Origin of the sequence: Enterobacter sp. K16B (assembly GCF_020216105.1) — a bacterium.
Classification (GTDB): Bacteria; Pseudomonadota; Gammaproteobacteria; order Enterobacterales; family Enterobacteriaceae; genus Enterobacter; species Enterobacter sichuanensis.
Window position 1 is genome coordinate 1 of record NZ_JAIWJZ010000020.1, and the last position, 18,737, is coordinate 18,737.

At 56.5% G+C, this 18,737-nt stretch carries 17 protein-coding genes; 11 read left to right on the plus strand and 6 right to left on the minus strand.

Annotated elements, in window-relative coordinates:
- The first annotated feature begins 26 nt into the window (after positions 1–26).
- Entirely contained in the window at positions 27–977 is a 951-nt protein-coding gene (gene corA, locus LDK53_RS04935) for a magnesium/cobalt transporter CorA (protein WP_025757547.1), read from the plus strand.
- Between the two features lie 43 nt (positions 978–1,020).
- Here the strand turns inward: corA and rarD are convergent, their stop codons facing one another.
- Positions 1,021–1,917: an EamA family transporter RarD gene (gene rarD, locus LDK53_RS04940; protein ID WP_059385452.1), complete on the minus strand. Its 897-nt coding sequence runs from the start codon at positions 1,915–1,917 to the stop codon at positions 1,021–1,023.
- A 51-nt stretch (positions 1,918–1,968) separates the two neighbouring features.
- Entirely contained in the window at positions 1,969–2,436 is a 468-nt protein-coding gene (yigI, locus tag LDK53_RS04945; RefSeq protein ID WP_025757543.1) for an acyl-CoA thioesterase YigI, read from the minus strand.
- A gap of 163 nt (positions 2,437–2,599) precedes the next feature.
- Here yigI and pldA point away from each other — a divergent pair, with 163 nt between their 5' ends.
- The 3 genes from pldA (at position 2,600) to rhtC (ending at position 6,071) form a co-directional block, all read left to right on the plus strand.
- Complete coding sequence (pldA, locus tag LDK53_RS04950) at positions 2,600–3,469, plus strand: phospholipase A (RefSeq protein ID WP_095442005.1); 870 nt, start codon at positions 2,600–2,602, stop codon at positions 3,467–3,469.
- A gap of 90 nt (positions 3,470–3,559) precedes the next feature.
- On the plus strand, positions 3,560–5,389 hold the full coding sequence (gene recQ, locus LDK53_RS04955; RefSeq protein ID WP_047345452.1) for an ATP-dependent DNA helicase RecQ: 1,830 nt from the start codon (positions 3,560–3,562) through the stop codon (positions 5,387–5,389).
- 61 nt (positions 5,390–5,450) lie between these two features.
- Positions 5,451–6,071, plus strand: a complete 621-nt coding sequence (gene rhtC / locus LDK53_RS04960; RefSeq protein WP_104557414.1) for a threonine export protein RhtC — start codon at positions 5,451–5,453, stop codon at positions 6,069–6,071.
- On the opposite strand, the gene rhtB is transcribed toward rhtC, so the two are convergent.
- Positions 6,068–6,688: a homoserine/homoserine lactone efflux protein gene (gene rhtB, locus LDK53_RS04965; RefSeq protein WP_008501533.1), complete on the minus strand. Its 621-nt coding sequence runs from the start codon at positions 6,686–6,688 to the stop codon at positions 6,068–6,070. The two genes, rhtC and rhtB, sit on opposite strands and share 4 nt — an antisense overlap.
- A 109-nt stretch (positions 6,689–6,797) precedes the next feature.
- Here rhtB and pldB point away from each other — a divergent pair, with 109 nt between their 5' ends.
- The 3 genes from pldB to LDK53_RS04980 all read left to right on the plus strand — a co-directional run bounded on the left by pldB (position 6,798) and on the right by LDK53_RS04980 (position 9,598).
- Positions 6,798–7,790 carry a lysophospholipase L2 gene (pldB, locus tag LDK53_RS04970; protein ID WP_045285582.1) on the plus strand — a complete coding sequence of 331 codons (993 nt, stop codon included), beginning with the start codon at positions 6,798–6,800 and terminating at the stop codon, positions 7,788–7,790.
- A gap of 25 nt (positions 7,791–7,815) precedes the next feature.
- The gene (gene yigL / locus LDK53_RS04975) at positions 7,816–8,616 is read left to right on the plus strand and encodes a sugar/pyridoxal phosphate phosphatase YigL (RefSeq protein WP_225284767.1); all 801 of its coding nucleotides are present in this window, start codon (positions 7,816–7,818) and stop codon (positions 8,614–8,616) included.
- Between the two features lie 82 nt (positions 8,617–8,698).
- Positions 8,699–9,598: a carboxylate/amino acid/amine transporter gene (locus LDK53_RS04980; protein WP_032672477.1), complete on the plus strand. Its 900-nt coding sequence runs from the start codon at positions 8,699–8,701 to the stop codon at positions 9,596–9,598.
- Here the strand turns inward: LDK53_RS04980 and metR are convergent.
- A complete protein-coding gene (gene metR / locus LDK53_RS04985) occupies positions 9,486–10,439 on the minus strand; it encodes an HTH-type transcriptional regulator MetR (protein WP_025757533.1) in 954 nt (317 codons plus the stop codon). The two genes, LDK53_RS04980 and metR, sit on opposite strands and share 113 nt — an antisense overlap.
- 236 nt (positions 10,440–10,675) lie before the next feature.
- On the opposite strand from metR, the gene metE reads away from it, so the two are divergent.
- The gene (gene metE, locus LDK53_RS04990) at positions 10,676–12,937 is read left to right on the plus strand and encodes a 5-methyltetrahydropteroyltriglutamate--homocysteine S-methyltransferase (RefSeq protein ID WP_225284775.1); all 2,262 of its coding nucleotides are present in this window, start codon (positions 10,676–10,678) and stop codon (positions 12,935–12,937) included.
- Between the two features lie 43 nt (positions 12,938–12,980).
- Here the strand turns inward: metE and LDK53_RS04995 are convergent, their stop codons facing one another.
- Positions 12,981–14,444 (minus strand): glycoside hydrolase family 1 protein, encoded by a 1,464-nt coding sequence (locus LDK53_RS04995; RefSeq protein ID WP_225284777.1) that lies wholly within the window; start codon positions 14,442–14,444, stop codon positions 12,981–12,983.
- Between the two features lie 38 nt (positions 14,445–14,482).
- Positions 14,483–15,289, minus strand: coding sequence for a dienelactone hydrolase family protein (locus LDK53_RS05000; protein ID WP_025757528.1), 807 nt, complete (start codon positions 15,287–15,289; stop codon positions 14,483–14,485).
- Positions 15,290–15,544: 255 nt separating this feature from the next.
- Between LDK53_RS05000 and udp the strand changes: the two genes are divergently transcribed.
- From udp to ubiE, 3 genes are all read left to right on the plus strand, one after another.
- The gene (gene udp / locus LDK53_RS05005) at positions 15,545–16,306 is read left to right on the plus strand and encodes a uridine phosphorylase (RefSeq protein ID WP_003860792.1); all 762 of its coding nucleotides are present in this window, start codon (positions 15,545–15,547) and stop codon (positions 16,304–16,306) included.
- A 141-nt stretch (positions 16,307–16,447) separates the two neighbouring features.
- Entirely contained in the window at positions 16,448–17,905 is a 1,458-nt protein-coding gene (gene rmuC / locus LDK53_RS05010) for a DNA recombination protein RmuC (RefSeq protein ID WP_225284778.1), read from the plus strand.
- Between the two features lie 66 nt (positions 17,906–17,971).
- Complete coding sequence (ubiE, locus tag LDK53_RS05015; RefSeq protein WP_025757525.1) at positions 17,972–18,727, plus strand: bifunctional demethylmenaquinone methyltransferase/2-methoxy-6-polyprenyl-1,4-benzoquinol methylase UbiE; 756 nt, start codon at positions 17,972–17,974, stop codon at positions 18,725–18,727.
- Positions 18,728–18,737: the final 10 nt, after the last annotated feature.

Genomic DNA, 18,737 nt, shown 5'->3' on the forward strand with positions numbered 1-18,737 from the left:
TTTTTTTTGCATTGGGAGTCCCGGTCATGTTGAGCGCATTTCAACTCGAAAATAACCGACTGACGCGGCTTGAAGCCGAAGAGTCACAGCCCCTCATTGATGCCGTATGGGTGGATCTGGTCGAGCCGGACGACGATGAACGCCTTCGCGTACAATCTGAGCTGGGACAAAGCCTGGCGACACGCCCGGAACTGGAAGACATCGAAGCATCTGCGCGTTTTTTTGAAGACGAAGACGGTTTGCACATTCACTCTTTCTTCTTCTTTGAAGATGCCGAAGACCACGCGGGAAACTCCACCGTGGCGTTTACCATTCGTGATGGCCGCCTGTTTACCCTGCGCGAGCGTGAGCTGCCGGCATTCCGTCTCTACCGCATGCGCGCCCGCAGCCAGCCATTAAATGATGGTAATGCCTGGGAGCTGCTGCTCGACCTGTTCGAGACCAAAATTGAACAGCTTGCGGACGAGATTGAAAACATCTACAGCGATCTGGAAAAGCTGAGCCGTGTCATCATGGAAGGCCATCAGGGCGATGAGTACGACGAAGCGCTCTCCACCCTGGCGGAGCTGGAAGATATCGGCTGGAAAGTGCGTTTGTGTCTGATGGATACCCAGCGCGCGCTGAACTTCCTGGTGCGCAAGGCGCGTCTGCCGGGCGGCCAGCTGGAGCAGGCGCGGGAGATCCTGCGTGATATCGAATCCCTGCTGCCGCACAACGAATCCCTGTTCCAGAAGGTCAACTTCCTGATGCAGGCGGCGATGGGCTTTATCAACATCGAGCAGAACCGCATCATCAAGATCTTCTCGGTGGTATCCGTGGTGTTCCTGCCGCCGACGCTGGTGGCCTCCAGCTACGGGATGAACTTTGAGTTTATGCCGGAGCTGAAGTGGAGCTTTGGTTACCCGGGGGCGATTATCTTTATGATCCTCGCCGGGCTGGCGCCGTATCTGTACTTTAAGCGTCGTAACTGGCTGTAAACATCTGGCGGGTAGCGCTGCGCTTACCCGCCCTACAATACACCTACATTCCTTTGCGGGCCCTGCGCTGGGTGTAAATCGCATCGGCGACAAAAATCGCCAGCGCCACCCAGATAAAGGCGAACGTCACCATTTTATCCGCACCCGGCACTTCACCGTAAAACACCACCGCCAGCAGGAACATCAGCGTCGGGCCAATATACTGGAAAAAGCCCAGGGTAGAGAGACGCAGGCGCGTCGCCGCACCGGTGAAGCACAGCAGTGGGATCGTCGTTACCACACCTGCCGCCATCAGCATCAGATTCAGCGACCACGGGTTGCTGCCCATATGGCTGGTCGGGCTGTCGGCGATGCCGAAAAGATAAATCGCCGCAACCGGCAGCAGCCACAGGGTTTCAAACAGCATGCCGGTTTGTGCTTCGACAGCTATCTTCTTACGCACCAGGCCATAAAAGGCAAAGCTGAACGCCAGGCCAAGGGCAATAATCGGCAACGAGCCGAAGGTCCAGAGCTGTACCATCACGCCGCAGAAGGCCAGAATGACGGCCACCCACTGCATACGTCGGAAGCGCTCGCCGAGGAAAATCATCCCCAGCACGATATTCACCAGCGGATTGATAAAGTACCCCAGGCTCGCTTCAAGCATGTGGTGGTTATTCACAGCCCAGATAAACAGCAGCCAGTTACCGCCAATCAACACCGCAGAGAGCGCCAGCAGGAAAATCTTCTTCGGGGTTTGCAGCAGCGTTTTGACGCCGGACCACTGACGGCTGAGGCTCATCAGCGCAATCATAAAGAAGAACGACCAGATGACGCGGTGAGTCAGGATCTCATCGGCCGGAACGTTGGCGATGAGCTTGAAATATGCCGGGGCGATACCCCAAATAAAATAAGCGGCAAGGGCGAGTAAAACGCCCTGCCGCGTCTGTTTAGCATCCATCGGGAAAATCCGTTACAAAAAAGTGAAATAATTTTACCCGATTTTGCAGCCTCAACCCACCATATAAGTGGCAGTTGCGCTGGCAATATAGACCTGTTCCTCGTTGTGTAATTCAACGCGTGCCACGGCAACTTTGTTGCCCGCGCGCAACAGGCTGCTGGTACAGGTAAAGCGATTTCCGCGCCCCGGGCGAAGGTAGTCAACGCGTAAGTCGATAGTGCCCATGCGTGCCAGACGCTGGCGAAGTTCGTCTTCGTTGATGGTGTCGTGGCGGGTCAGCGTGCTGCCCACACAGACCAGGCCTGCCGCGACGTCCAGCGCGGAGGCAATCACCCCGCCGTGTAAAATACTTTGCGCCCAGTTACCCACCATCATTGGCTGGTTGTTGAAACTCAGCTGGGCAAAGTCCTTCTCATAACGCTCCAGCTCCAGTCCCAGCGCACGGTTAAACGGCATATGGTAAACAAAAATCTCGCCCACGAGTTTTAACACTTCATCGGCGGTAAGCATGGCTGACATGAGGCATCACATCCTTATTGTTAATGAAATGTTGATTTTATGCCTCAGCAATAAGGAATTCCACTTTCAGAAACGAGGATGCAGCAGTTGTCGCAGAAGTCTGTAGAATGACGGGCACATAACTATTCAACGAAATTTACTCTTTTGCAGGAGAACACCACCGATGCGGACGTATCTGGCCTGGTTACTGGCGGCGGTTTCGCTGCCCCTCACAGCGTATGCGCAGGAAGCGACGATCAAAGAGGTGCATGATAAACCTGCCGTTCACGGCAGCATTATCGCCAACCTACTTCAGGAGCATGACAATCCGTTCACGCTCTATCCGTATGACACCAACTACGTGATTTACACCCAGACCAGTGACCTCAACAAAGAGGCGATAAGCTCCTATAACTGGTCTGATAATGCGCGTAAAGATGAGGTGAAGTTCCAGCTCAGCCTGGCCTTCCCGTTCTGGCGCGGCATTCTGGGGCCGAACTCGGTGCTGGGCGCGTCTTACACGCAGAAATCCTGGTGGCAGCTCTCTAACAGCGGAGAGTCCTCCCCGTTCCGTGAAACCAACTATGAACCGCAGCTGTTCCTCGGTTTTGCAACGGATTATGAGTTTGCGGGCTGGACGCTGCGTGACGTCGAAGTGGGCTTTAACCACGATTCCAACGGCCGCTCCGACCCGACGTCCCGTAGCTGGAACCGCGCCTATACGCGCCTGATGGCGCAAAATGGCAACTGGATGGTGGAAGTGAAGCCGTGGTATGTGGTGGGCGAAACCGATGACAACCCGGATATCACCAAATACATGGGCTACTACCAGCTCAAAGTCGGCTATCAGCTGGGCGATGCTGTGCTGAGCGCGAAGGGCCAGTATAACTGGAACACCGGTTACGGCGGTGCGGAAGTGGGCTTAAGCTACCCAATGACGAAGCACGTGCGCATCTATACGCAAGTCTACAGCGGTTACGGCGAGTCGCTTATCGACTACAACTTCAACCAGACCCGCATTGGCGTGGGCGTGATGCTGAACGACATTCTCTAGGCCGCTCGAATGTTTTTGCGTTAAACGTTGAAGTTTCTCTCTCAGGCGCTGAAAATAGCGCCTGTTTTATTTTTCGCAGATGGGGTTAATGTGGCGCAGGCGGAAGTATTGAATCAGGAGTCGCTGGCTAAACAGGTTTTGCATGAAACCTTTGGCTACCAGCAGTTCCGCCCTGGCCAGGAAACCATCATTGAAACGGTGCTGGAAGGCCGCGACTGCCTGGTGGTGATGCCAACCGGCGGCGGTAAATCGCTCTGTTATCAGGTACCCGCGCTGGTGCTTAACGGCCTGACGGTGGTGGTATCGCCCCTGATTTCGCTGATGAAAGACCAGGTGGACCAGCTGCTCGCCAACGGCGTGGCGGCGGCCTGTCTTAACTCCACGCAAACCCGCGAGCAGCAGCAGGAAGTGATGGCCGGGTGCCGCACCGGGCAGATCCGCCTGCTGTATATCGCGCCCGAACGCCTGATGCTGGATAACTTCCTCGACCATCTCGCGCACTGGAACCCGGTGCTGCTGGCGGTGGATGAAGCGCACTGTATCTCCCAGTGGGGACACGATTTCCGTCCGGAATACGCCGCACTCGGTCAGCTGCGTCAGCGCTTCCCCGAGCTGCCGTTTATGGCGCTTACCGCCACGGCAGATGACACCACCCGTCTGGATATCGTTCGCCTGCTGGGGCTGAACGACCCCTATATTCAGGTCAGCAGCTTCGACCGCCCCAACATCCGCTACATGCTGATGGAAAAATTCAAGCCGCTGGATCAGCTCTTACGCTACGTGCAGGAGCAGCGCGGCAAGTCCGGCATCATCTACTGCAACAGCCGTGCGAAGGTGGAAGACACCGCCGCGCGCCTGCAAAACCGCGGCTTTAGCGCGGCGGCTTACCATGCCGGGCTGGAAAACCACATCCGCGCCGACGTGCAGGAAAAATTCCAGCGCGACGACCTGCAGATTGTGGTGGCGACGGTGGCGTTCGGCATGGGGATCAACAAGCCAAACGTGCGCTTTGTGGTGCACTTCGACATTCCACGCAATATCGAATCTTACTATCAGGAAACCGGTCGCGCCGGACGCGACGGTCTGCCGGCGGAAGCGATGCTGTTTTACGATCCGGCTGATATGGCGTGGCTGCGCCGCTGCCTGGAAGAGAAACCGCAGGGGCAACTGCAGGATATCGAACGTCACAAGCTCAACGCGATGGGCGCATTTGCCGAAGCGCAAACCTGCCGTCGCCTGGTGCTGCTCAACTACTTTGGTGAAGGGCGACAGGAGCCGTGTGGCAACTGCGATATCTGCCTCGATCCGCCGAAACAGTACGATGGTCTGATGGACGCGCGTAAGGCGCTCTCAACCATTTATCGTGTGAATCAGCGCTTCGGGATGGGCTACGTGGTGGAAGTGCTGCGCGGTGCCAATAACCAGCGTATCCGCGACATGGGCCACGACAAGCTGCCTGTCTACGGTATCGGCAAGGATCAGAGTCACGAGCACTGGGTCAGCATTATTCGTCAGCTGATTCACCTCGGTTTTGCCACACAGAACATCGCCCAGCACTCCGCGCTTCAGCTCACCGAAGCCGCGCGCCCGGTGCTGAGGGGGGACGTTGAACTGAAGCTTGCCGTGCCGCGCGTTATCGCCCTGAAGCCGCGAGTGATGCAAAAATCGTACGGCGGCAACTACGACCGCAAGCTGTTTGCCAAACTGCGCAAGCTGCGTAAAGCCATCGCCGATGAAGAAAACATCCCGCCTTACGTGGTGTTCAACGACGCGACGCTGATCGAGATGGCCGAACAGATGCCGCTGAGCGCCAGCGAAATGCTCAGCGTTAACGGCGTTGGCACGCGCAAGCTGGAGCGTTTTGGTAAGGAGTTTATGGCGCTTATCCGTTCCCATGCTGACGGTGATGATGAGGAGTAGTCAGCCGGGCGAAAAAGTGCCAGGATGATGACTCACTGAATTATTTCCCCGCGAGCGAATTATGTTAATGCTATTTCTCACCGTGGCGTTAGTGCACATCGTTGCGCTGATGAGCCCGGGCCCTGACTTCTTCTTCGTATCACAAACCGCGGTCAGCCGCTCCCGCAAAGAGGCGATGATGGGCGTGCTGGGTATCACCATGGGCGTTATGGTCTGGGCGGCGGTGGCGCTGCTTGGCCTGAACCTGATTCTGGCGAAAATGGCCTGGCTGCATAACATCATTATGGTTGGCGGTGGCCTGTATCTGTGCTGGATGGGCTACCAGATGCTGCGCGGGGCGCTGAAGAAAGAAGAGAAAAAACCGCAAGAGCCAAAGATTGAGCTGGCAACGGGCGGCCGCAGTTTTGTAAAAGGTCTGCTGACCAACCTGGCGAACCCGAAGGCGATTATCTATTTCGGCTCTGTCTTCTCGCTGTTTGTCGGCGACAGCGTTGGCGCGGGCGCACGCTGGGGGATCTTCCTGCTGATCGTGGTTGAGACGTTTGCCTGGTTCACCATCGTGGCAAGCCTGTTTGCCTTACCGGCGATGCGCCGCGGCTACCAGCGCATCGCGAAGTGGATTGACGGCTTCGCCGGCGCGCTGTTCGCCGGCTTCGGTATTCATCTCATCATTTCTCGCTAAGCGTGACGCGCTGACGCAAGCAGCGCGCCAACCAGCATAAACAGCGAACCAAACACCTTATTCAGGGCCTTCATCTGTTTAGGCCCTTTAATCCATGCCGCAATTCGCTGCGCCAGCGTCGCGTAACCAATCATCACGATGATATCAACGATAATGGTGGTCGCGCCCAGCACCACGTACTGCATCACCTGGGGCTGATGCGGCACGATAAACTGCGGGAACAGCGCGGCGAGGAAGACGATGCTTTTCGGGTTGGTCAGGTTGACGAACACCGCACGCTTAAACAGATGGCCACGATTTTGCGTCTGCGCGAGCGTATTCAGGTTGATGGAGCCTGCCGCGCGCCACTGCTGGATGCCGAGCCAGATCAGATACGCCGCCCCGGCCCATTTCAGTACTTCAAACGCCAGTACCGAGCGGGAGAACAGGGTGCCCAGACCAATCCCGACCAGCACGATGTGAATGCCCAGCCCGGTCTGCAAACCAGCAATCGACGCCGCCGCACCGCGATAGCCGTGGTTAATGGAGGTGGTCATGGTGTTAATGGCGCCCGAGCCTGGTGAAAGGCTAAGGATGATGGATGTCAGCAGGTAAGCGAACCACCACTCGAAGGTCATTTGAAACTCCCGAATCGTCTGTTTTTATGCCACAATACGCTATTGTTGAGTCATTTTGTGACCGGTGACGAAAAAACGATATTCCTTGGCTTAGGTGAGTAGAAACCCGATGTTTCAGCAGAAAAAGGACTGGGAAACACGAGAAAACGCATTTGCTGCTTTCTCCATGGGGCCGCTGACCGATTTCTGGCGCCAGCGTGAGGAAGATGAGTTTACGGGTGTCGGTGGTATTCCGGTACGCTTTGTGCGTTTTCGCGATAAGAAAAATGACCGGGTCATTGTGGTCTGCCCCGGACGTATCGAGAGCTACGTCAAATACGCCGAACTGGCCTATGACCTGTTCCATCTTGGCTTCGATGTGCTGATTATTGACCATCGCGGGCAGGGGCTTTCCGGCCGCCTGTTATCGGACACGCATCGCGGCCATGTGGATAACTTCAGTGATTACGTCGACGATCTCGCCGCGTTCTGGCAGCAGGAGGTCGAGCCTGGCCCCTGGCGGAAGCGCTATATCCTGGCACACTCGATGGGCGGTGCGATTTCAACGTTGTTCTTACAGCGCCACCCGCACCAGTGTGACGCCATTGCGCTCACCGCGCCGATGTATGGCATCGTCATGCGTTTTCCTGACTGGATGGTACGTCATATTCTCGACTGGGCTGAGGGCCATCAGCGCATTCGGGAAGGCTATGCCATCGGAACGGGGCGCTGGCGAGCATTGCCCTTTGCGATGAACGTCCTGACGCACAGCCGACAGCGCTATCGTCGTAACCTGCGTTTTTATGCCGATGAGCCGCGCCTGCGCGTGGGCGGCCCGACATATCACTGGGTACGGGAAGGGATCCTTGCCGGTGAGCAGGTTCTGGCAGGCGTCGCGAATGATGATACGCCAACCCTCCTGATTCAGGCTGAAGAAGAGCGTGTGGTGGATAACCGCATGCATGACCGCTTTTGTGAACTCCGCGCTGCCGCCGGCCACCCTTGTGAAGGGGGAAAACCGTTGGTTATCAACGGCGCGTACCATGAGATCCTTTTTGAAAAGGACGCTATGCGCTCAGTCGCGCTTAACGCCATCGTCGAGTTTTTCGACCGGCATAACTGATTGTCTATTGAGGTTAAATTTTCCTATGTACCAGGTTGTTGCATCTGATTTAGATGGCACGCTGCTCTCCCCCGACCACACCCTGTCGCCTTACGCGAAAGAGACCTTAAAGCTGCTGACTGCCCGGGGCGTGAACTTTGTGTTTGCCACCGGCCGCCACCACGTAGACGTGGGGCAGATCCGCGATAATCTTGAGATCAAATCGTACATGATCACCTCCAACGGTGCGCGCGTACATGATACCGACGGCAATCTGATCTTTACACACAACCTGGATCGCGATATTGCTGCCGATCTGTTCTGTGTGGTGCACAATAATCCGGCTATCGTCACTAACGTTTATCGCGATGACGACTGGTTCATGAACCGCCATCGCCCGGATGAAATGCGTTTCTTCAAAGAAGCGGTATTCAACTACTCCCTATATGAACCAGGTATGCTGGAGCCGGATGGCATCAGTAAAGTGTTCTTCACCTGCGACAGCCATGAAGAGCTGCTCCCGCTGGAACAGGCGATCAACGCCCGCTGGGGCGATCGCGTTAATGTCAGCTTCTCAACGCTGACCTGTCTGGAAGTGATGGCGGGAGGTGTCTCCAAAGGCCACGCCCTGGAAGCGGTCGCGAAACGTCTGGGCTTCGGGCTGAAAGACTGTATCGCCTTTGGTGACGGCATGAACGATGCCGAAATGCTTTCGATGGCAGGTAAGGGCTGTATCATGCAGAACGCGCACCAGCGTCTGAAAGATCTGCACCCGGAACTGGAAGTGATTGGTTCTAACGCTGATAACGCGGTACCGAAGTATCTGCGCAAACTGTTCCTTGAATAATCTTCATTCGGTTATTTATTGCTCAGTTGTCAACTAAAGAGTTCGCTACAATGCCTCTCCTTATTTCTGAGAGACAAGCATTGTGGCGCTACTCATTATCACCACTATCCTGTGGGCCTTCTCCTTTAGCCTGATTGGCGAATACCTTGCCGGTTCGGTCGACAGCTACTTCTCGGTGCTGATGCGCGTGGGGCTGGCGGCACTGGTGTTCCTGCCGTTTCTGCGTACGCGCGGGCAATCGTTGAAAACGATCGTGCTGTATATGCTGGTGGGGGCGATGCAGCTCGGCATCATGTATCTGTTTAGCTTCCGGGCTTACGTCTACCTGTCCGTCTCTGAATTCCTGCTGTTCACCGTGCTTACGCCGCTCTATATCACGCTGATCTACGATTTGCTCAGCAAGCGCCGCCTGCGCTGGGGATACCTGCTGAGCGCGGCACTGGCGGTGATTGGCGCGGCAATTATTCGCTACGACAAAGTGAGCGATCACTTCTGGACCGGGCTGATGTTCGTCCAGCTCGCCAACATCAGTTTCGCCATCGGCATGGTGGGCTACAAACGTCTGATGGAAACCCGTCCGATGCCGCAGCATAACGCGTTCGCCTGGTTCTATATGGGGGCTGCGATTGTTGCGGTGGCGGCGTGGTTTATGCTCGGTAACCCGCAAAAACTGCCAACCACAAACGTGCAGTGGGGCGTTCTGGTCTGGCTGGGCGTGGTGGCTTCAGGGCTGGGATACTTCATGTGGAACTACGGCGCGACCCAGGTCGACGCCGGTACGCTGGGGATCATGAACAACGTGCATGTCCCGGCGGGGCTGCTGGTCAACCTCGCCATCTGGCAGCAACAGCCGCACTGGCCGAGCTTCCTTATTGGGGGAACGGTGATCCTGGCTTCGCTGTGGGTCCATCGCCGCTGGGTCGCTCCGCGCTCCGCACAAACGGAAGATGGTCGCACGCGTGGTTCCGCGCTGAGCGAATAAACGCCTCTGTAATCGGCTGACGCTGCTCGCCATCGCGCACGGCGGCGTACAGCCGGCTCCACAGTCCTTCACCCAGGGTTTTGGTGACCACCAGGCCCTGGCGTTCAAAACTCTCCACCACCCAGTGCGGCAGCGCTGCGATACCCATTCTGGCCGCCACCATCTGAATCAACAGCAGGGTGTTATCCACGCTTTTCAGCTGCGGGCTAATGCCTGCCGGCTGCAGGAAGTGACGCCAGATATCCAGACGACTGCGCTGAACGGGATAAATCAGCAGCGTTTCTGTCGCCAGGTCTTCCGGCGTGATGCGCGTTTTGGCCGCCAGCGGATGATCCGGCGCCAGCACCAGGCGCACTTCATAATCAAACATCGGTGAATAGTGCAGGCCGCTGCGCGGCAGAATATCGGACGTCATCACCAGATCCAGCTCGCCCTGCTGCAGCGAGGGCTGCGGGTCGAACGTCACGCCGGATTTAAAGTCCATCTCCACCTGTGGCCACTTCTGGCGGAAGTTCTCAAGCGCGGGGGTCAGCCACTGGATACAGCTGTGGCACTCAATGGCGATACGCAGTGTGGTCTGCTGCGGTTCGTTACACGCCTGCAGCGCGCTGGCGATCTGCGGCAGGACCTGATTCGCCAGCTGCAACAGGATCTCGCCCTGCGGTGTAAAGCGCAGCGGCTGACTCTTACGCACAAAAAGACGAAAGCCGAGGCGTTGTTCCAGATCGCTGAACTGGTGAGAAAGGGCGGACTGGGTCTGGTGCAGCGTGGCCGCCGCCGCCGCGAGCGAGCCGCAGTTCCGTAACGCCTGGAGCGTTTTCAGGTGTTTTATCTCGATCATGAAAGTCCTTCACTTCGGCATGAACATTTTGCGCTTGAGGAATATACAGTAACCGCCAATTATAGAAGTGTAAACATCTGGACGTCTAAAATCCTTCGTCTTTTAAATTTATGGTGCGTTGGCTGCGTTTACTCACCCAGGTCACTTACTCATGTAAGCTCCCGGGGATGAGCAAACTTGCCGCCTTCCCTGAATTCAAAATCCAAAGGATTTACAATTAATTAGAGGAAGAACACATGACCATCCGTAATCACACTCTCGGTTTCCCTCGCGTTGGCCTGCGTCGCGAGCTGAAAAAAGCGCAAGAAAGCTACTGGGCGGGAAACGCCACCCGTGAAGAGCTGCTGGCAGTGGGACGCGAGCTGCGCGCCCGTCACTGGGATCAGCAAAAACAGGCGGGCATTGACCTGCTGCCGGTGGGCGATTTCGCCTGGTACGACCATGTTCTGACGACCAGCCTGCTGCTTGGCAACGTGCCGGCTCGTCATCAGAACAGCGATGGATCGGTAGATATCGATACCCTGTTCCGCATCGGCCGTGGCCGTGCGCCAACGGGTGAGCCAGCGGCAGCGGCGGAAATGACCAAGTGGTTTAACACCAACTATCACTATATGGTGCCGGAGTTCGTAAAAGGTCAGCAGTTCAAACTGACCTGGACGCAGCTTCTTGATGAAGTGGACGAAGCGCTGGCGTTGGGTCACCAGGTGAAGCCCGTATTGCTGGGGCCGGTAACCTACCTGTGGCTGGGTAAAGTGAAAGGGGAGCAGTTCGATCGTCTGAGCCTGCTCAACGATATTCTGCCGGTCTACAAACAGGTCCTGATTGAGCTGGGCAAGCGCGGCATTCAGTGGGTGCAGATCGACGAACCTGCGCTGGTGCTGGAGCTGCCGCAGGCATGGCTCTCTGCCTTCAAACCGGCATATGATGCGCTTGCGGGGCAGGTGAAGCTCCTGCTGACCACCTATTTCGAAGGCGTGACGCCAAACCTGAAGACGATTACCGCGCTGCCGGTGCAGGGTCTGCACGTCGACCTCGTACATGGTAACGATGATGTGGCAGAGCTGCATAAACGGCTGCCAGCGGACTGGCTACTCTCTGCCGGCCTGGTGAACGGGCGTAACGTCTGGCGCGCCGATCTGACGGAGAAATATGCGCAGATTAAAGACATCGCAGACAAACGTGAACTGTGGGTCGCCTCTTCCTGCTCTCTGCTGCATAGCCCGATTGATCTCAGCGTAGAAACCCGTCTGGATGCGGAAGTGAAGAGCTGGTTCGCCTTTGCCCTGCAAAAGTGTGAGGAGCTGGCCCTGCTGCGTGACGCCCTGAACAGCGGTGACACGACGGCGATTAGCGAATGGAGCGCACCCATCCAGGCGCGCCGTCACTCGGCTCGTGTTCACAACCCGGCTGTGGAGAAACGTCTGTCGGCCATCACCGCCCAGGACAGCCAGCGTCAGAGCCCGTATGAGGTGCGTGCCGAAGCGCAGCGCGCGCGCTTCAACCTGCCTGCGTGGCCGACCACCACGATTGGTTCTTTCCCACAGACCACCGAGATCCGCGGCCTGCGCCTGGACTTCAAAAAAGGCAACCTGGACGCGAATCACTACCGTACCGGTATCGCCGAACACATCAAACAGGCGATTGTGGAGCAGGAGCGCTTAGGTCTGGACGTGCTGGTGCACGGGGAGGCCGAGCGTAACGACATGGTGGAATACTTCGGTGAGCATCTGGACGGTTTCGTGTTCACCCAGAATGGCTGGGTGCAGAGCTACGGCTCCCGCTGCGTGAAGCCGCCGGTGGTCATCGGTGATATCAGCCGCCCAGAACCCATCACCGTGGAGTGGGCGAAATACGCCCAGTCCCTGACCGACAAGCCCGTGAAAGGGATGTTGACCGGCCCGGTGACCATTCTTTGCTGGTCCTTCCCGCGTGAAGATGTGTCCCGTGAAACCATCGCGAAGCAAATCGCGCTGGCGCTGCGTGATGAAGTGGCGGATCTCGAAGCCGCAGGCATTGGCATCATCCAGATTGACGAACCGGCCCTGCGTGAAGGTCTGCCGCTGCGCCGCAGCGACTGGGATGCCTACCTGAAGTGGGGCGTGGAGGCGTTTCGCATCAACGCCGCGGTGGCGAAAGACGACACCCAGATCCACACCCACATGTGTTACTGCGAATTTAACGACATCATGGATTCGATCGCCGCGCTGGACGCTGATGTGATCACCATTGAGACCTCGCGTTCAGATATGGAACTGCTGGAGTCGTTCGAAGAGTTCGACTACCCGAACGAAATTGGACCGGGCGTGTACGACATCCACTCCCCGAACGTGCCGAGCGTGGAGTGGATCGAAGCCCTGCTGAAGAAAGCCGCGCAGCGTATTCCGGCTGAGCGTCTGTGGGTGAACCCGGACTGCGGCCTGAAAACCCGCGGCTGGCCGGAAACCCGCGCGGCGCTGGCGAATATGGTGAAGGCGGCACAGAATTTGCGTCAGGCGTAGCCACGACGCGCGATGGCCGGGCGTCTGCCCGGCCTGCGCATACTTAGCTCAGGTCTGCGCCGTTACTGGCAATCACTTTTTGGTACCACCAGAAGGAGTCTTTTTTCAGCCGTTTTAACGTGCCGTTGCCTTCATCGTCTTGATCGACATAGATAAAGCCATAGCGCTTCGACATCTGCGAGGTGCCCGCGCTAATAATGTCGATACACCCCCATGTGGTGAACCCCATTACCTCCACCCCTTCATTAATCGCCGCCAGCGTTTGTTCAAAGTGGGCGCGGAAATAGTCGATGCGATAGCTATCGTGGATCTTGCCGTTTTCGACCACATCCTTCGCGCCCAGACCGTTTTCAACGATAAACAGCGGTTTCCGGTAACGGTCATACAGCTCCAGCAGCGAGATTTTCAGCCCAAGGGGATCAATCTGCCAGCCCCATTCCGACGCAGGTAGATAGGGGTTTTTCACGCCGAGCACGGTATTGCCGGGAATGCGTTCGGCGTCCGGCTGAGTGGATTCGGTCATCGACATGTAGTAGCTGAAGGAGAGGAAATCGACGGTATGCTCCTTTAAAATACGCCGATCGTCAGGGTGCATTTCAATATGGATATTTTGTCTTTCCAGATCGCGCAGGATCAGCGGCGGGTAGTCGCCAAATACCTGCACGTCGGCATAAAAATAGTTCTCCAGGTTTTTCTTCAGCGTAGCTTCAACGTCTTCCGGGCGGCAGCTGTGCGGATAGGTGGTCAGTTTTGTCAGCATGCAACCGACCTGGCTGCCGGGAATTTTGGCGTGGCAGTCGCGCGTCACCAGTGCTGAGGCGACAAACTGATGATGTAGCCCCTGGTAAATATCCTGCTTTGCCTGACCCGGTGCGCTCTTCTCTTCGCGAATACCCGCCGTGGTAAACGGATGACGGTGAATACTGTCTATTTCGTTAAAGGTCAGCCAGTAACGCACCAGATCTTTATAGCGGTCGAAACAAACATTGCTGAAGCGGACAAAGGCATCCACCACGTTGCGATGTACCCAGCCGTTATATTTTTCGCTCAGCGCCAGCGGCATTTCATAGTGGGAGAGGGTGACCAGCGGCTCGATGTAATGACAACGCAGCTCGCGGAACATCTCTTCATAAAACTGCAGCCCGGCCTCGTTGGGCGTAGCGTCCTCTCCGGTCGGGAAAATGCGCGACCAGGCAATGGAGACGCGCAGCACCTTAAAACCCATCTCAGCAAACAGGGCGATGTCGTCTTTATAGTGGTGATAAAAATCGATGCCGCGGCGCTTCGGGTAGCGCGCGTCATGGTTGCCTTCAAACGCATCACGAATGTTCTCGTCCGTCAGGGACATATGACCCCTGTAATCTTTCACGGACAGGTTGGGTTTCCAGGCGACGGCGTCTGCAACGGACGGCCCTTTGCCGTCCACGTTCCATGCCCCTTCAGCCTGGTTGGCGGCAATGGCACCGCCCCAGAGAAAACCGCGTGGAAACGAGAGGGATTGCTCCATAACACGCACTCCTTATGCGTCATGACGATGGGAAAGGCTTAGCCTTTTTTACCACCGTACTGACGGAACCATGTAAGCATCCGCTGCCATCCATCCTTAGCCGATTCCGCGTGATAGCTCGGGCGATAATCAGCGTTAAAGGCATGTCCGGCATCCGGATAGACCACAATCTCGGCCTTCGCATTGGCCGCACGGAGCGCATGGCGCATGGTCTCTACCGAATCAAGGGAGATACCGGTGTCCTGACCGCCATACAGCCCTAATACGGGGGCATTCAGCTCCGTGGCGATATCCACGGGATGTTTCGGTGAATTCAGCGTTTTTTCGCCCACCAGTTTGCCGTACCAGGCGACTGCAGCTTTCAGCTGTGGGTTATGCGCGGCATATAGCCAGCTGATGCGTCCACCCCAGCAGAAACCGGTGACCAGCAGCCGGTGCGGATCGCCCCCGTTGCGCGCCGCCCAGCTGGCAACGTGGTCGAGATCGGCCATGACCTGCGCGTCCGGGACTTTGCTCACCAGATTGCTGAGCAATGTGGGGATGTCGCTGTAGTCGTCGGGATCGCCCTGCCGGAAGTAGAGTTCAGGCGCAACGGCCAGGTAACCCTCCAGCGCCAGTCGGCGGCAGAGGTCGCGAATATGTTCGTGAACGCCGAAAATTTCCTGAACCACGATCACGATGGGCAGCGGGCCATCTGCTGATTTTGGGCGTGCGTGGTAAGCAGGCATATTCTCTCCCTGCGAGGGAATAGAGGTCTCACCCGCCGTGATGGCCTCTTCAGACGTTGAGACGATGGTTGAGGCATGCGGGGCCGCAGCAGGTGCAAAACCGGTTTTTTCAGTCATGGCATTCTCCGTACCAATGAGTTAGCGCAAAGGTAAATATAGACACCAGGTTAACAACTCACAGTGCCTTAAACGGTCTATCTTTTGTGCAGCGCCCAACGATATAACTTGTTAATGTGATGTAAATCACTATTTTATGGAAATTAACTGCAATCATTTTCGGTCATGGTGAGTTGTGTCACGAAATTATGCGTATTGCTTCTGTAAAGTACCGTTTTACTTCTTCTGACTAACCGACCCACAGAGGAGTCACCTATGTCTAAGTCTGATGTTTTTCATCTCGGCCTCACCAAAAACGATTTACAAGGGGCTACGCTCGCGATCGTCCCGGGCGATCCTGAGCGTGTGGAAAAGATCGCCGCGCTGATGGATAAGCCGGTTAAGCTGGCAGCCCATCGTGAATTCACCACCTGGCGCGCAGAGCTGGATGGTAAAGCCGTGATCGTCTGTTCTACCGGTATCGGTGGCCCGTCTACTTCTATTGCCGTTGAAGAGCTGGCGCAGCTGGGCATTCGTACTTTCCTGCGTATCGGTACCACTGGCGCTATTCAGCCGCATATCAACGTCGGCGACGTGCTGGTCACGACAGCATCCGTGCGCCTGGACGGTGCAAGCCTGCACTTTGCGCCAATGGAGTTCCCGGCAGTGGCCGACTTCGAATGTACTACTGCGCTGGTTGAGGCCGCGAAATCTGTGGGGGCCACCACGCATGTGGGCGTAACCGCCTCTTCCGATACCTTCTACCCAGGCCAGGAGCGTTACGACACCTTCTCTGGCCGCGTGGTAAGCCGTTTCAAAGGCTCAATGGAAGAGTGGCAGTCCATGGGCGTGATGAACTACGAAATGGAATCCGCAACGCTGCTGACCATGTGCGCAAGCCAGGGTCTGCGTGCCGGTATGGTGGCGGGCGTTATCGTCAACCGTACCCAGCAGGAGATCCCGAACGCTGAAACCATGAAGCAGACCGAAAGCCATGCGGTGAAAATCGTGGTTGAAGCCGCGCGTCGCCTGATCTAATCCTCTCCCTTCGAAATCAAAGGCCGACACGTTCGGCCTTTGTTTTTTTGCGTAGCGCCTCGCAGGAAAACCCTTTCAAACTGGACGTTTATACAGCACAATCTTATTTTGTGCGGGTAATACGTTGATGCAGGGGGCATTGTGGATATCTCAGTCCTGATTTATGCGGTGATTGCGCTGGCGGGCGTGGCGATAGGCTGGCTTATTTCCAGCTATCAACATGCGCAGCAGAAGGCCGATCAGCTGGCAGAGCGTGAAGAGATAGTCGCCGAATTAAGTGCGGCAAAGCAGCAGCTTGCGCTGAGTGACCACTGGCGAGAGGAGTGCGAGTTACTCAATAACGAGCTGCGCAACCTGCGTGATATCAACACTTCGCTGGAGGCCGATCTCCGCGAAGTGACCACCCGTCTGGAATCCACGCAACTGCATGCGGAAGACAAAATCCGACAGATGCTCAACAGCGAGCAGCGCCTCAGCGAACAGTTTGAGAACCTCGCTAACCGTATTTTCGAGCACAGCAACCGCCGCGTTGATGAACAGAACCGCCAGAGCCTGAATAGCCTGCTGACGCCCCTGCGCGAACAGCTGGACGGTTTTCGCCGCCAGGTGCAGGACAGCTTTGGTCAGGAGGCCCGCGAGCGGCACACGCTGGCGCATGAGATCCGCAATCTTCAGCAGCTGAATGCGCAAATGGCGCAGGAGGCGGTCAACCTCACCCGTGCGCTTAAAGGGGATAACAAAACCCAGGGCAACTGGGGAGAAGTGGTGCTGACCCGCGTCCTGGAAGCCTCGGGCCTGCGGGAAGGGTATGAATACGAAACGCAGGTGAGTATCGAAAACGATGCCCGCTCGCGCATGCAGCCGGATGTCATCGTAAGACTGCCGCAGGGTAAAGATGTGGTAATTGACGCCAAGATGACGCTGGTGGCGTATGAGCGTTACTTCAATGCGGAGGATGACTACACGCGCGAGTCTGCCCTGCAGGAGCACATTACATCCGTGCGTAATCACATTCGCCTGCTAGGCAGAAAAGACTACCAGCAGCTGCCCGGCCTGCGCTCACTGGACTATGTCCTGATGTTTATCCCGGTAGAGCCCGCGTTTCTGCTGGCGCTCGACAGACAGCCGGAACTGATCACCGAAGCGCTCAAAAATAACATTATGCTGGTCAGCCCCACCACGCTGCTGGTGGCCTTACGCACCATTGCTAACCTGTGGCGGTATGAGCACCAGAGCCGCAATGCGCAGCAGATAGCCGATCGCGCCAGCAAGCTGTACGACAAAATGCGCCTCTTCGTGGACGATATGTCTTCGGTCGGGCAGAGCCTGGACCGCGCGCAGGATAACTACCGCCAGGCGATGAAAAAACTCGCCTCCGGGCGAGGTAATCTGCTGGCGCAGGCCGAAGCCTTCCGCGGCCTTGGGGTGGAGGTGAAACGCGAGATTAATCCGGAATTGGTTGAACAGGCTACCGCGCAGGACGAAGAGTTTCGCCTGCGCGAAGGGGCGGATGAACAAAAGACACGCAGTGAAGACAACGCGTTAGCAGCGACGCACTCACCCGACGCGCAGCCAGCGCGTTTCTTTCGCGGTGGTTGAAACGTAGGGCAATCGCGCCCAATCTGTTACACTTCACGGACATTTTACTGATAAGCAGGCTCTGAGATGGTTGACGATTCACAAGACACAACGCACTTTGGCTTTCAGACTGTCGCCAAAGCGCAGAAAGCTGACATGGTGGCCCACGTATTTCATTCCGTGGCGGCGAAGTACGATGTGATGAATGACCTGATGTCGTTCGGCATTCATCGCTTGTGGAAGCGCTTCACCATTGACTGTAGCGGTGTGCGTCGTGGACAAACGGTGCTGGATCTCGCCGGCGGTACGGGCGATTTAACCGCGAAATTCTCCCGTCTGGTGGGCGAAACCGGGCGTGTTGTTCTGGCCGACATCAATGACTCCATGCTGAAAATGGGACGCGAGAAGCTGCGTAACATTGGCGTGGTGGGGAATGTGGAGTATGTGCAGGCGAACGCCGAAGCGCTGCCGTTCCCGGATAATACCTTTGACTGCATCACAATCTCCTTCGGTCTGCGTAACGTCACCGACAAAGAAAAAGCGCTGCGCTCCATGTACCGCGTGCTGAAGCCGGGTGGACGTCTGCTGGTGCTTGAGTTCTCCAAACCAGTTATCGAGCCCCTGAGCAAAGCTTACGACGCCTATTCCTTCCACGTTCTGCCGCGTATTGGTGAACTGGTCGCAAACGACGCCGAAAGCTACCGCTATCTGGCAGAATCCATTCGTATGCACCCGGATCAGGACACCTTAAAAGCCATGATGCAGGATGCAGCGTTTGAAAACGTTGAGTATTTCAACATGACGGCTGGTGTCGTCGCACTGCATCGCGGTTACAAGTTCTGAGTGGAGGTGT

What these genes read in the sequence shown, in the direction of transcription:
- corA (WP_025757547.1), top strand. Translation starts at nt 27, where the DNA reads ATGTTGAGCGCATTTCAACTCGAAAATAACCGACTGACGCGGCTTGAA.
- rarD (WP_059385452.1), bottom strand. Translation starts at nt 1,917, where the DNA reads ATGGATGCTAAACAGACGCGGCAGGGCGTTTTACTCGCCCTTGCCGCT.
- yigI (WP_025757543.1), bottom strand. Translation starts at nt 2,436, where the DNA reads ATGTCAGCCATGCTTACCGCCGATGAAGTGTTAAAACTCGTGGGCGAG.
- pldA (WP_095442005.1), top strand. Translation starts at nt 2,600, where the DNA reads ATGCGGACGTATCTGGCCTGGTTACTGGCGGCGGTTTCGCTGCCCCTC.
- rhtC (WP_104557414.1), top strand. Translation starts at nt 5,451, where the DNA reads ATGTTAATGCTATTTCTCACCGTGGCGTTAGTGCACATCGTTGCGCTG.
- rhtB (WP_008501533.1), bottom strand. Translation starts at nt 6,688, where the DNA reads ATGACCTTCGAGTGGTGGTTCGCTTACCTGCTGACATCCATCATCCTT.
- pldB (WP_045285582.1), top strand. Translation starts at nt 6,798, where the DNA reads ATGTTTCAGCAGAAAAAGGACTGGGAAACACGAGAAAACGCATTTGCT.
- yigL (WP_225284767.1), top strand. Translation starts at nt 7,816, where the DNA reads ATGTACCAGGTTGTTGCATCTGATTTAGATGGCACGCTGCTCTCCCCC.
- metR (WP_025757533.1), bottom strand. Translation starts at nt 10,439, where the DNA reads ATGATCGAGATAAAACACCTGAAAACGCTCCAGGCGTTACGGAACTGC.
- metE (WP_225284775.1), top strand. Translation starts at nt 10,676, where the DNA reads ATGACCATCCGTAATCACACTCTCGGTTTCCCTCGCGTTGGCCTGCGT.
- LDK53_RS04995 (WP_225284777.1), bottom strand. Translation starts at nt 14,444, where the DNA reads ATGGAGCAATCCCTCTCGTTTCCACGCGGTTTTCTCTGGGGCGGTGCC.
- LDK53_RS05000 (WP_025757528.1), bottom strand. Translation starts at nt 15,289, where the DNA reads ATGACTGAAAAAACCGGTTTTGCACCTGCTGCGGCCCCGCATGCCTCA.
- udp (WP_003860792.1), top strand. Translation starts at nt 15,545, where the DNA reads ATGTCTAAGTCTGATGTTTTTCATCTCGGCCTCACCAAAAACGATTTA.
- ubiE (WP_025757525.1), top strand. Translation starts at nt 17,972, where the DNA reads ATGGTTGACGATTCACAAGACACAACGCACTTTGGCTTTCAGACTGTC.